Origin of the sequence: Streptomyces sp. NPDC007872 (assembly GCF_042868165.1) — a bacterium.
Lineage (GTDB): Bacteria > Actinomycetota > Actinomycetes > Streptomycetales > Streptomycetaceae > Streptomyces.
The window spans coordinates 887,364-899,549 of record NZ_JBIAEA010000001.1; the positions used below are offsets into that span (position 1 = coordinate 887,364).

The 12,186-nt window shown below is 71.2% G+C and carries 13 protein-coding genes; 7 read left to right on the forward strand and 6 right to left on the reverse strand.

Going from position 1 to position 12,186, the window contains the following annotated elements:
• The first annotated feature begins 15 nt into the window (after positions 1–15).
• The 4 genes from ACFYNX_RS03590 to ACFYNX_RS03605 all read left to right on the forward strand — a co-directional run bounded on the left by ACFYNX_RS03590 (position 16) and on the right by ACFYNX_RS03605 (position 3,451).
• Positions 16–933: a F0F1 ATP synthase subunit gamma gene (locus tag ACFYNX_RS03590; RefSeq protein ID WP_125661754.1), complete on the forward strand. Its 918-nt coding sequence runs from the start codon at positions 16–18 to the stop codon at positions 931–933.
• The gene (gene atpD, locus ACFYNX_RS03595; protein WP_125661750.1) at positions 933–2,375 is read left to right on the forward strand and encodes a F0F1 ATP synthase subunit beta; all 1,443 of its coding nucleotides are present in this window, start codon (positions 933–935) and stop codon (positions 2,373–2,375) included. Before ACFYNX_RS03590 ends, atpD begins: the two co-directional genes overlap by 1 nt.
• A 112-nt stretch (positions 2,376–2,487) precedes the next feature.
• Positions 2,488–2,862 carry a F0F1 ATP synthase subunit epsilon gene (locus ACFYNX_RS03600; RefSeq protein ID WP_121830196.1) on the forward strand — a complete coding sequence of 125 codons (375 nt, stop codon included), beginning with the start codon at positions 2,488–2,490 and terminating at the stop codon, positions 2,860–2,862.
• Positions 2,863–3,004: 142 nt separating this feature from the next.
• The gene (locus ACFYNX_RS03605; protein ID WP_365541405.1) at positions 3,005–3,451 is read left to right on the forward strand and encodes a DUF2550 domain-containing protein; all 447 of its coding nucleotides are present in this window, start codon (positions 3,005–3,007) and stop codon (positions 3,449–3,451) included.
• Positions 3,452–3,519: 68 nt separating this feature from the next.
• On the opposite strand, the gene ACFYNX_RS03610 is transcribed toward ACFYNX_RS03605, so the two are convergent.
• The 3 genes from ACFYNX_RS03610 to ACFYNX_RS03620 all read right to left on the reverse strand — a co-directional run bounded on the left by ACFYNX_RS03610 (position 3,520) and on the right by ACFYNX_RS03620 (position 7,467).
• A complete protein-coding gene (locus ACFYNX_RS03610; RefSeq protein WP_388657224.1) occupies positions 3,520–5,367 on the reverse strand; it encodes a glycosyl hydrolase family 18 protein in 1,848 nt (615 codons plus the stop codon).
• 118 nt (positions 5,368–5,485) lie between these two features.
• Positions 5,486–6,139 (reverse strand): response regulator, encoded by a 654-nt coding sequence (locus ACFYNX_RS03615; protein ID WP_388657227.1) that lies wholly within the window; start codon positions 6,137–6,139, stop codon positions 5,486–5,488.
• Positions 6,140–6,270: 131 nt separating this feature from the next.
• Positions 6,271–7,467, reverse strand: a complete 1,197-nt coding sequence (locus ACFYNX_RS03620; protein WP_388657232.1) for a sensor histidine kinase — start codon at positions 7,465–7,467, stop codon at positions 6,271–6,273.
• 152 nt (positions 7,468–7,619) lie between these two features.
• On the opposite strand from ACFYNX_RS03620, the gene ACFYNX_RS03625 reads away from it, so the two are divergent.
• Positions 7,620–8,306, forward strand: a complete 687-nt coding sequence (locus tag ACFYNX_RS03625) for a hypothetical protein (protein ID WP_388657235.1) — start codon at positions 7,620–7,622, stop codon at positions 8,304–8,306.
• Here ACFYNX_RS03625 and ACFYNX_RS03630 read toward each other — a convergent pair.
• The 3 genes from ACFYNX_RS03630 to ACFYNX_RS03640 are packed head-to-tail and all read right to left on the reverse strand — an operon-like array spanning position 8,223 to position 10,345.
• Entirely contained in the window at positions 8,223–8,795 is a 573-nt protein-coding gene (locus ACFYNX_RS03630) for a cob(I)yrinic acid a,c-diamide adenosyltransferase (protein WP_062752178.1), read from the reverse strand. The genes ACFYNX_RS03625 and ACFYNX_RS03630 overlap by 84 nt on opposite strands.
• 13 nt (positions 8,796–8,808) lie before the next feature.
• Positions 8,809–9,561 carry an ABC transporter permease gene (locus ACFYNX_RS03635; protein ID WP_388657238.1) on the reverse strand — a complete coding sequence of 251 codons (753 nt, stop codon included), beginning with the start codon at positions 9,559–9,561 and terminating at the stop codon, positions 8,809–8,811.
• 10 nt (positions 9,562–9,571) lie between these two features.
• Positions 9,572–10,345 (reverse strand): ABC transporter ATP-binding protein, encoded by a 774-nt coding sequence (locus ACFYNX_RS03640; RefSeq protein ID WP_388657241.1) that lies wholly within the window; start codon positions 10,343–10,345, stop codon positions 9,572–9,574.
• Positions 10,346–10,432: 87 nt separating this feature from the next.
• Between ACFYNX_RS03640 and ACFYNX_RS03645 the strand changes: the two genes are divergently transcribed.
• The gene (locus ACFYNX_RS03645; protein WP_365541417.1) at positions 10,433–11,068 is read left to right on the forward strand and encodes a TetR/AcrR family transcriptional regulator; all 636 of its coding nucleotides are present in this window, start codon (positions 10,433–10,435) and stop codon (positions 11,066–11,068) included.
• 143 nt (positions 11,069–11,211) lie between these two features.
• Complete coding sequence (locus ACFYNX_RS03650) at positions 11,212–12,060, forward strand: 3-hydroxyacyl-CoA dehydrogenase family protein (RefSeq protein WP_365541418.1); 849 nt, start codon at positions 11,212–11,214, stop codon at positions 12,058–12,060.
• The last annotated feature ends 126 nt before the right edge of the window (positions 12,061–12,186 follow it).

Sequence of the window (12,186 nt, forward strand, 5' to 3'; positions counted from 1 at the left end):
GAAGGGACCTGACTCATGGGAGCGCAGCTCCGGGTCTACAAGCGTCGCATCAAATCCGTCACCGCGACGAAGAAGATCACCAAGGCGATGGAGATGATCGCCGCCTCGCGCGTCGTCAAGGCGCAGCGCAAGGTGCAGGCGTCGACTCCGTACGCGACCGAGCTCACCCGCGCGGTCACGGCGGTGGCCACGGGTGCGAACGACAAGCACCCGCTGACCACCGAGGCGGAGAACCCGAGCCGTGCCGCGGTCCTGCTCCTCTCGAGCGACCGCGGTCTGGCCGGCGCCTTCAACTCCAACGCCATCAAGGCGGCGGAGAAGCTCATCAAGGAGCTGGAGGGCAAGGGCCGCGCGGTCGACGTCTACGTCGTCGGTCGCCGCGGTGTCGCGCACTTCAACTTCCGTGAGCGGAAGCTGAGCGACACGTGGACCGGCTTCACGGACGAGCCCACGTACGCGGACGCCAAGAAGATCGCGGCACCGCTGATCGAGGCGATCGAGAAGGACACGGCCGAGGGCGGTGTGGACGAGCTCCACATCATCTACACCGAGTTCGTCTCGATGATGACCCAGACGGCCATCGAGGCCCGGCTGCTGCCCCTCAGCCTCGACGAGGTGGCGAAGGAGGCCGGCGAGCCGGACACCCTCCGTCCGCTGTACGACTTCGAGCCGTCGGCGGAGGACGTCCTCGACGCCCTTCTGCCGCGCTACGTCGAGAGCCGGATCTACAACGCGCTGCTCCAGTCGGCTGCCTCCAAGCACGCCGCCACGCGCCGCGCGATGAAGTCGGCCACCGACAACGCGGGAGACTTGATCAACAACCTCTCCCGACTTGCCAACGCGGCCCGCCAGGCCGAAATCACCCAGGAAATCAGCGAGATCGTCGGTGGCACCGCAGCCCTGGCCGACGCGACCGCGGGGAGTGACAAGTAATGACGACCACTGTTGAGACGGCCGCCGCCACGGGCCGCGTCGCCCGGGTCATCGGCCCGGTCGTCGACGTGGAGTTCCCCGTCGACGCGATGCCGGAGATCTACAACGCCCTGCACGTCGAGGTCGCCGACCCGGCCGAGGAGGGCAAGCTCAAGACGCTGACCCTCGAGGTCGCGCAGCACCTCGGCGAGGGCATCGTCCGCACCATCTCGATGCAGCCCACCGACGGTCTGGTCCGCCAGGCCCCCGTGGTCGACACCGGCGACGGCATCACCGTGCCCGTCGGCGACGTCACCAAGGGCCGCGTGTTCAACACGCTGGGCCAGATCCTGAACGAGCCCGAGGCGGAGTCGGAGGTCGGCGAGCGCTGGTCCATCCACCGCAAGGCCCCGGCGTTCGCGGACCTCGAGTCGAAGACCGAGATGTTCGAGACCGGTCTGAAGGTCGTCGACCTCCTCACCCCGTACGTCAAGGGTGGAAAGATCGGTCTGTTCGGTGGCGCCGGTGTCGGCAAGACCGTTCTGATCCAGGAAATGATCATGCGTGTGGCCAAGCTGCACGAGGGCGTTTCCGTGTTCGCCGGTGTCGGCGAGCGCACGCGTGAGGGCAACGACCTCATCGCGGAGATGGAGGAGTCCGGCGTTCTGGACAAGACCGCCCTGGTCTTCGGCCAGATGGACGAGCCCCCGGGCACCCGTCTGCGCGTGGCCCTCGCCGGTCTGACCATGGCGGAGTACTTCCGCGATGTGCAGAAGCAGGACGTGCTGTTCTTCATCGACAACATCTTCCGCTTCACCCAGGCCGGTTCCGAGGTGTCGACCCTGCTCGGCCGCATGCCCTCCGCGGTGGGCTACCAGCCGAACCTGGCCGACGAGATGGGTCTCCTCCAGGAGCGCATCACCTCGACCCGTGGTCACTCGATCACCTCGATGCAGGCGATCTACGTCCCCGCCGACGACCTCACCGACCCGGCGCCGGCGACCACCTTCGCCCACCTCGACGCGACGACGGTCCTCTCCCGTCCGATCTCCGAGAAGGGCATCTACCCGGCCGTGGACCCGCTGGACTCCACGTCCCGGATCCTGGACCCGCGCTACATCGCGCAGGAGCACTACGACGCCGCCACGCGCGTCAAGGGGATCCTGCAGAAGTACAAGGACCTCCAGGACATCATCGCGATCCTCGGCATCGACGAGCTCAGCGAGGAGGACAAGCTCGTCGTCCACCGCGCGCGCCGCGTCGAGCGCTTCCTGTCGCAGAACACCCACGCCGCCAAGCAGTTCACCGGTGTGGACGGTTCGGACGTTCCGCTCGACGAGTCGATCGCCGCGTTCAACGCGATCTGCGACGGTGAGTTCGACCACTTCCCGGAGCAGGCCTTCTTCATGTGTGGTGGTCTCGAGGACCTCAAGAAGAACGCTAAGGAGCTCGGCGTCTCCTGAGCCCCGTGCTCGCCTCAGGGGGGCGGGATCCGTCCCGCCCCCCTCTCCACGCCCCCTAGAATCAACCCCAACACCCGGCACGACCGCCGGGTGGTGACCCGAGGAGCCACCCTTGGCTGCTGAGCTGCACGTCGAGCTGGTCGCCGCGGACCGGAGTGTCTGGTCCGGCGAGGCCACCCTGGTCATCGCGCGTACCACCTCCGGCGACATCGGCGTCATGCCCGGCCACCAGCCGCTGCTCGGTGTGCTGGAGTCGGGCCCGGTGACCATCCGTACGAGCGAGGGCGAGACCGTCGTCGCCGCCGTCCACGGCGGATTCATCTCGTTCGCCGACGACAAGCTGTCCCTGCTCGCGGAGGTCTGCGAGCTGGCGGACGAGATCGACGCCCAGCGCGCCGAGCGCGCGCTCGAGCGCGCCAAGTCGGACTCCGACGCCGCCGCCGAGCGGCGCGCCGACGTCCGGCTGCGCGCGGTAGCGGTCCGCTGACGGTCCGCGCGGAGTAGTGCCCTCAGCCGCGGCACGGCTGGAATTTTCCAGACCGTGCCGCGGCTGAGGCGATGCAGGTGCAGGGTGTATTCGGTTCGGCCGGCCGGTCCGGCCACGGGACGCAGCGAGGAGGTCGGTGAAGATGTTCCTCGCTCTGCTCGTGTGCGGCCTGGTCGTCGCACTGGTGGTGATCGGGCTCTTCGTCTTCGGCTTGCGCCGGAGACTGATCCAGAAGGCCGGGGGGACGTTCGACTGTTCCCTGCGCTGGAACGTCCCCGACGAGCCGGATCCGGCCGGCAAGGGCTGGGTGTACGGCGTCGCCCGCTACAGCGGTGACGAGATCGCCTGGTTCCGGGTCTTCTCGTACGCGCCCCGCCCGCGCCGGGTCCTGGAGCGCTCCTCCATCGTGGCCCTGGAGCGCCGGATGCCGGCGGGCGAGGAGGAGCTCGCGCTGCTCTCGGACGCGGTGATCCAGCCCTGCATGTACGAGGGCGTCCGTCTGGAGCTCGCGATGAGCGAGGACGCCCGGACCGGCTTCATGGCCTGGCTGGAGGCGGCGCCTCCGGGGCAGAGGGTGAACGTCGCGTAGGTCCGTACGACGACGGAAGCGGGGGACGGCGTGCTGCGCCGTCCCCCGCTTCTTCGTTCCCGTACGGGCTAGCTCAGGCCGCTGTTGATCGCGCCGACCAGCTCGCCGTTGGTGGTGTCGCCGCTGAACTCCCAGAAGAAGGCGCCGCCCAGGCCCTGGCCCTTGGCCCAGGACATCTTGGACGTGACCGTGGCCGGGGTGTCGTAGCTCCACCAGTTGGTGCCGCAGTGGGCGTAGGCGGTGCCGGCGATCGTGCCGGTGGAGGGGCAGGTGTTCTTGAGGACCTTGTAGTCCTCGATGCCCGCCTCGTACGTGCCGGGGGCCGCGCCGGTGGCCGTGCCGCCGGGGGCGGACTGGGTGACGCCGGTCCAGCCGCGTCCGTAGAAGCCGATGCCGAGCAGCAGCTTCTTGGCCGGGACGCCCTTGGCCTTGAACTTGGCGATCGCCTCGGCGGAGTTGAAGCCCGCCTGCGGGATGCCGGCGTACGAGGTCAGCGGGGAGTGCGGGGCGGTCGGGCCCTTGGCGTCCCAGGCGCCGAAGAAGTCGTACGTCATGACGTTCAGCCAGTCGTAGTACGGGGCGGCGCCGCCGTAGTCGGCGGCGTCGATCTTGCCGCCGGAGGAGGCGTCGGCCGTGACGGCCGCGGTGACCAGGTTGGTGGAGCCGAACTTGGCGCGCACGGCCTGCATCAGGTTCTTGAAGGCCGCCGGGCCGCTGGTGTCACAGGTCAGACCGCAGGCGTTGGGGTACTCCCAGTCCAGGTCGATGCCGTCGAAGACGTCGGCCCAGCGCGGGTCCTCGACCAGGTCGTAGCAGGACTGGGCGAAGGCGGCCGGGTTCTGCGCGGCCTGGCCGAAGCCGCCGGACCAGGTCCAGCCGCCGAAGGACCAGAGGACCTTGATGTGCGGGTAGGCCTTCTTCAGCTTGCGGAGCTGGTTGAAGTTGCCGCGCAGCGGCTGGTCCCAGGTGTCGGCGACGCCGTCGACCGACTGGTCGGCGGTGTAGGCCTTGTCGTAGTCGGCGTAGGAGTCGCCGATGGTGCACTTGCCGCCCTGGACGTTGCCGAAGGCGTAGTTGATGTGGGTGATCTTGGACGCGGAGCCCGAGGTCACGATGTTCTTCACGTGGTAGTTGCGCCCGTAGACGCCCCAGTTGGTGAAGTAGCCCAGCTTGACCGCGTTCGGCGGCGGCGGGACGTCCGGGCCCCCGGTGGTGCGGACCGAGACCGGGCCGGCGGCGGGGCCGGTCTGGTCGGTGGTGTCGCGGGCGACGACCGAGTAGCTGTAGTCGGTGCCGGCGGTCAGGCCCGTGTCGGTGTGGGTGAGGCCCGTGGTGGTGGCGACCTTCGTGCCGTTGCGCAGCACGTCGTAGTTCTTGACGCCCTTGTCGTCGGTGGCCGCGGTCCAGGTGAGCTTCACCGAGGTGTCGGTGACGTTCGAGGCGACCGGGGTGCCGGGGGCGGAGGGCGGGTTGTCGCCCGGCTGGGTGGAGCCGTCGCACGGAGCGCCGTTGATCTTGCAGCCGCTGGGCGCGCCGGAGCCGGTGCCGTTGTAGCCGAAGGAGACGGAGGCGCCGGGGGCGAGGGTGCCGTTCCAGCCGACGTTCTTGGCGGTCCAGTGGGTGCCGGAGCTGGTGACGGTGGCGTCCCAGGCGGAGGTGACCGCGGTGCCGGTGGGGTAGTCCCACTCGACGGTCCAGGAGGTCAGGGTGGTGGTCCCGGTGTTCTTGACGGTCCAGTTGCCGCCGAAGCCGGTGCCCCAGTCCTGGGTCTTGGTGTAGGTGGCCGTGGCCGAGGTGGCGGCTTCGGCGGGGGTGGCGAGGCCGACCATGGCGGCCAGCGGCAGCACGAGGGCGGTCAGACCGGCAGCGGCCCGGTGTCTGAACCCTGCTCTGCGCGTCGGTGCTTGAGTGCTCAACGGTGCTCCTCAAGTTGCGGACGGGGTGGGGGTGGTCCGTGGAGATGCGCGCGCCCCGCGAGCGTAGGAAGGTCTGGACCAATCGTCAAGAGGTCCAGACCAAAGTCAGCGGGTGCTCCTACACGCCCAACTCCTGTGCCAGCACGGCCGCTTGGACCCGGCTGCGCAGTCCCAGCTTCCCCAGCACCTTGCTGACGTGCGTCTTCACCGTCGCCTCCGCCATGTCGAGCCGTACCGCGATCTCCGCGTTCGACAGGCCCCGGCCGAGCGCCGAGAGGACCTCCCGCTCCCGGGGCGTCAGGGCGTCCAGGACGGCGGGGTCCGTCCCCCGCCCCGGCCCGGCGGGCCGCCCGGACGCGGCGAACTCCGCGATGAGCCGCCGCGTCACCGCCGGGGCGATCAACCCCTCGCCGCGCGCCACCGTCCGCACCGCCTCGATCAGCTCCCGGGCGTCGGCGTCCTTCAGGAGGAAGCCCGCCGCCCCCGCCCGCAACGCCCCGAAGACATACGCGTCCAGGTCGAAGGTGGTCAGGACGAGCACGTCCGCGAGGCCCTCCGCGACCACGATCCCGGTCGCCGTCACCCCGTCCATCCGGGGCATCTGCACATCCATCAGGACCAGATCGGGGCGCAGTTCGCGCGCCAGCTCCACCGCCCGCTCCCCGTCGGCCGCCTCTCCGACCACCTCGACGTCCGGCGCGCTGCCCAGGATGAGCACCAGGCCCGCCCGCACCGCGCTCTGGTCCTCGGCGACCACCACCCGCACCGTCATGCCCGCTCCCCGGCGACCGCTGCCCGCACCGTCGTGTCCGCTTCCCCGGCGTCTGCCGTCCGCATCCTCATGTTCCGGCGTCTGCCGTCCGCATCCTCATGCCCGCTCCCCGGCGTCTGCCGTCCGCGCCCTCATGCCCGCTCCTCGTCGCTCACGTCCACGGGCAGTTCCGCCCGCACCCGCCACCGGCTCCGGCCGCCGCCGTCCGTCGCCGGACCCGCCTCGAAGGCCCCGCCGAGCAGGGCCGTCCGCTCCCGCATCCCCACCAGGCCCGCCCCCGAGCCGGGCGCGGTCGGTCCCGGACGCTCCCCGTACGGACTGGTCACCTCGACCGCGAGGGCGCCCGGCTCCCGGGCGAGGAGCACCCGGACCTCGCCGGGCGCCGCGTGCTTGAGCGCGTTCGTCAGCGACTCCTGCACGATCCGGTACGCCGCCAGCTCCACCGGCACGGGGAGCCCCCGTCCCTCCTCCCGGGTGTCGTCGAGCACGAAGGAGAGCCCGCTCGGCCCGCCGTTCGCCCCGGCCTGGGCGAGCAGCGCGTCCAGGCCGGCCAGCGTCGGCGCGGCCGCCGGCTCCGCGTCCTCGCCGCCCTCCCGCAGCAGCCCGATGAGCCGGCGCATCTCCGACAGGCCCGCCACGCTGTTCTCCCGGATGACCGTCAGGGCCCGCCGGGTCGTGTCCGGCTCGTCGAGCGAGAGCGCGGCCGTCGAGTGGATCGCGATCGCGGACAGGTGGTTGGCGACCACGTCGTGCAGCTCCCGCGCCATCCGGGCCCGCTCCGCCACCACCGCCTGCGTCCGGTCCATCTCGGCGAGCAGCGCCGTCTGTTCGGCCCGCAGCCGGGCGGCCTCCGCCGCCTCCCGGTGGTTGCGCACGGCGGCGCCCGTCAGGGCGGGCATGAAGGAGACCATGCCGGTGAGCACCCCGACGACCAGGGCGATCGCGTTCTGCCACCAGAGGAGGAAGCCGGCCGTCACCGCGACCGTGACCAGCCCCGTCGTGTACGGGATCCGGCGCGCGGAGGCGGGGTTCCCGTACACGACGGCCGCGTAGACCACGTCCGTGAACATCAGGATCGTGACCAGGTTCCCGTGGGTGAACTGGTCGGCGACGATCGCGGCCGTGGCGACGCCCAGCGCCGTCCGCGGCAGCGTCCGGCGCACCACCTCCGCCCCGGCCGTCGCCGCGAGCGGGACCAGCGGCGCCCACCGCTGGTCGAGGAGGCGGTCGCCCGTCGTGTAGAGGCCGAAGGACCACAGGAGCAGCCCGCAGGCGAGGCCCAGGGAGCCCATGAGCAGGTCGAAGCGGTGCGGGCGGGGGAGCGTCACGTCCTCATCCAACACGCCCGTTCCCGCTCCGACCTCCTCGTCCGGGCCGATCCGCGCCTCCGTCGAACGATGTAGACGGGATTCGTCATCGGCGACGACGAACCGCGTCCGGTCCCGCGGGACGCTGAGGGGGAACCGAAAGGGGAACCCCCGTGATCGTCACGCTGATCGTCGTCTGCGAGGTCGGCTTCTGGGTCCTGCTGGCCGCCGGTCTCGCCGTCCGCTACCTGCTGAAGATGCCCCGGACGGGCCTGGCCCTGCTCCTGTGCGAACCGCTCCTGGAGGTCCTGCTCCTCGTCGTCACCGCGATCGACCTGAAGAACGGCGCGGACCCCGACTGGCGGCACGGCCTCGCCGCGCTCTACATCGGCTACACCGTCGGCCACGGCCACCGGACCGTGAAGTGGCTCGACGGCCACGCCGCCCACCGCCTCGGCGGCGCCCCGCCGCCCGTGAAACCCCCGCGGTACGGCATGGCCCGCGCCCGCCACGAGGGGGCGGTCTGGCTCGGCTCGGTGACCGCCGCCGCCGTCGCCTCGGGCCTGTTGCTCCTGGCGGCCCGGTACGTCGGCGACGACGGGAACACCGACGGCCTGCGGAGCTGGATCCTCGTCGCCTGGCGGGCGGCCGGCATCCACGGCCTGATCGCGCTCAGCTACGCGATCTGGCCGAAGAAGGCTCCGGAGAAGGACCCCGGGAAGCGCCCCCGGAACGACCACCCAGGGACGGCCCCCGGGAAGACCCCCGAGAAGGCCTCAGCGGTCCCCGCCCGGGACCCAGAGCACGTCCCCGACCTCCTTGTTGGCCGTGCGCGCGAGGATGAAGAGCAGGTCCGATAGGCGGTTGAGGTACGTGGCGGTCAGCGGGTTCATCGTCTCGCCGTGCACCTCCAGGGCCGCCCAGGTCGAGCGCTCGGCCCGCCGGACCACCGTGCACGCCTGGTGCAGCAGCGCCGCCCCGGGCGTACCGCCCGGCAGGATGAAGGAGCGCAGCTTCTCCAGCTCCTCCAGGAAGCGGTCGCAGTCGGCCTCCAGCTTGTCGACGTAGGACTGCTCCACCCGCAGCGGCGGGTACTGCGGGTTCTCCACGACGGGGGTGGAGAGGTCCGCGCCGACGTCGAAGAGGTCGTTCTGGACGCGGACCAGGACCTTCACGACCTCCTCGTCGAGCTTCCCGAGGGCGATCGCCGTACCGATCACGGCGTTCGCCTCGTTGGCGTCGGCGTAGGCCGAGATCCGCAGATCCGTCTTGGCGGTCCGGCTCATGTCACCGAGCGCCGTGGTGCCCTTGTCGCCGGTACGGGTGTAGATGCGCGTCAGATTGACCATGGCGCCAGCGTAGTCAGGCGCCCGCGCTCCGGAACGTCCGTGTGCCGATCGTCACCGCGAGCGCCGCCAGGGCGAGGGCGACGAGCACCCCGTACAGCACGGCCGGGGTCGTGTAGTGGCCGGTGTACGCCTCCCGGACCGCGTCCACCAGGTAGCGGAACGGGACCAGGCGCGAGAGCAGGTCGAGCCAGCCGGGGGCGAGGGCCATCGGCAGCATCAGGCCCGACAGCAGCATCATCGGCATGGCGAGCGTGTTGACGGCGGGACCGAACGCCTGCGGGCTCGGCAGCTTCAGGGCGAGCGCGTAGGAGAGGGAGGCGAGGGCCACCGAGAGCAGCGCCACGAAGCCGAAGCCGATCAGGACCCCCGGGAGCGGCGCCCTCAGGCCCATCGGCAGCGCCGCCAGGACGAGCAGCACCGCCTGGAAGACGAAGAGTGCGGCGTCCCGCAGCACCCGGCCGAGCAGCAGCGCCAGCCGGCTCACCGGGGTGGCCCGCATCCGGTCGAGCACGCCCCAGTTCTTCTCCATGATGATCGAGAACCCGGCGAACGAGGCGCCGAAGAGGCCCAGTTGGAGCAGCAGGCCGGGGACGAGGACCTGCCAGGAGTCGCCCTCGCGGCCCAGTGGGAGGCCGGTGAGCAGCGGCCCGAAGAAGAGCAGGTGGAGCAGCGGCATCAGGACGCCGAAGAGGATCTGGAACGGGGAGCGCAGGGTCTGGCGGGCGTACCGGCCGAAGATCAGCGCCGTGTCGTGGAGCAGGGGCATCGGAGGTCTCCTAGACGGCTGCGGGGGAGGGGTCGGCGGGGGCGGGGTCGCGCCCGGTGACGGCGAGGAAGGCCTCCTGGAGGGTGGTCGCGCCGTGCGCGGCCTTGAGTCCGGCGGGGCTGTCCTCGGCGACGACCGCGCCCCCGTCCACGATCACGAGCCGGTCGGCGAGGGCGTCGGCCTCGTCCAGGTAGTGGGTGGTGAGGACGACGGTGGTGCCGTGCTCGTCGCGCAGGCGGCGCACGAGCGCCCACAGGCCGGCGCGGCTGCCGGGGTCGAGCCCGGTCGTCGGCTCGTCGAGGAAGAGCAGCTCCGGGCGGTGGACGAGCCCCATGGCGAGGTCGAGCCGGCGGCGCTGGCCGCCGGAGAGCGCCGGGGTCCCCCGGTCGAGGAGGTCGGTGAGGCCGAGGTCCGCCGCCAGTTCCCCGGCGCGGGCCGCCGCGTCCGTCCGGTCCATGCCGTGCAGGCGGGCCTGCAGGACCAGTTCGGCGCGGACGGTCTCCTGGGGGTCGAGGCCGCCGGACTGGGCGACGTACCCGATGCGCCGGCGGACGCCGGCGGGGTCCCGCACGAGGTCGTGGCCGGCGACGGTGGCGGCGCCGCCGGTGGGCGGCAGGAGCGTCGTGAGCATCCGGAGGGTGGTCGTCTTGCCGGCGCCGTTGGGGCCGAGGAGGCCGACGATCTCGCCGGACCGGACGGTCAGGTCGATTCCGCGGACGGCCTCCACGGGACCGCTCTTGGTCATGAAGGTCCGGGCGAGCCCGGCCGTGCTGATGAGGGGCATGCGCCCAGAAAAACAGAGGCACCCCAAAATTGCAATCCCTCCAAAATTAATGAGGGAGCAAGATTTCAGGGTGCCTAGGATGGGGGCATGGCCGAGGGACTCAGGGAGCGCAAGAAGCGCGAGACGAAGCAGCGGATCTCCGACATCGCCACCGGGCTCTTCCTGGAGCGCGGCTTCGGGGGCGTGACGGTCGCGGACGTCGCCGAGGCGGCCGACGTCTCCGTCAACACCGTCTACAACTACTTCCCCGCCAAGGAAGACCTGTTCCTCGACCGGATGGACGGCGTCACCCTGCGCCTCGCCCGCATGATCCGCGGCCGCGACCGGGGCGAGTCCGCCGCCCACGCGGTCCTGCGGGAACTGCGCCAGGACATCGGGGCCGTGTCGCCCGCGTACGGACTCATGGACGGCTTCGACGCCTTCATGAACGTCATCGAGCACGCCCCCACCCTCAAGGCCCGCCTCTTCCACCTCCAGGAACAGGTCCGCGACGCCGTCGTCACCGCCCTCCGCGAGGAGACCGGCGCCGCCGCCGACGACCCGCTGCCGCTCCTCGTCGGCGGCCAGCTCGCCTGGATCGAGAACACGGTCGTCGCCTACATCACCGGTGAGATGACCGCGGGCCGCCGGGCGACCGCCGTCTCCCGCGAGGCGCTCGTCCTCCTCGACGAGATCGAGGAGCTGCTGGGCGACAAGGTCCTGACGTACGCCGTACGAGTCTGAACGGCCGCGCCCGCCGCCTGTCGCGGGTGTGACGTCCGTCAAAGAGGGCGTGACGCGCATTACTTAGCGGTCACATGGCGCCCCCGGACCGCTAATCTCCGCCGGAGAGCCAGAAGTGAACAGGCGCGGAGGGGTGGAACATCGTGGGCAGGAAGCTCGCCGTCATCGGTGCCGGACTCATGGGATCCGGCATCGCACAGGTCTCGGCACAGGCGGGCTGGGACGTCGTCCTGCGGGACGTCACCGACGCCGCCCTGACCCGCGGAACCGACGGCATCAAGGCGTCGTACGACCGCTTCGTCGCCAAGGGCGGGCTCGACGCCGCCGACGCGGAGGCCGCGCTCGGCCGGATCACCGCCACCACCGAGCTCGAAGCCGTCGCGGACGCCGACGTGATCGTCGAGGCCGTCTTCGAGAACCTCGACGTCAAGCACGAGATCTTCCGCTCGCTCGACAAGGTCGCCAAGGACGGCGCCGTCCTCGCCTCCAACACCTCCGCGATCCCGATCACCAAGATCGCCGCGGTGACCGGGCGCCCCGAGGCCGTCGTCGGCACCCACTTCTTCTCCCCGGTCCCGATGATGCAGCTCTGCGAGCTGGTGCGCGGCTACAAGACCAGCGACGCCACCCTCGCCGCCGCCCGCGAGTTCGCCGAGTCCGTCGGCAAGACCTGCATCGTCGTCAACCGCGACGTCGCCGGCTTCGTCACCACCCGGCTCATCGCCGCCCTCGTCGTCGAGGCCGCCAAGCTCCAGGAGTCGGGCGTCGCCACCGCCGAGGACATCGACACCGCCTGCAAGCTCGGCTTCGGCCACGCCATGGGCCCGCTCGCCACCGCCGACCTGACCGGCATCGACATCCTGGTGAACGCGGCGAACAACATCTACACCGAGTCCCAGGACGAGAAGTTCGCGCCGCCGGAGCTGATGCGCCGGATGGTGGACGCGGGTGACATCGGCCGCAAGAGCGGGCAGGGCTACTACACGTACTGAGCGGACCGGGGCCGTCGGGGCCCCGCCCGCACGGGCACACGGGCCCGCGGCACGGCCACCGGACCCGGCCCGCCCACCCCGCCTCACTCCGTGGGGTGAATTTCGGTACCGGATCGCTGACAAGGC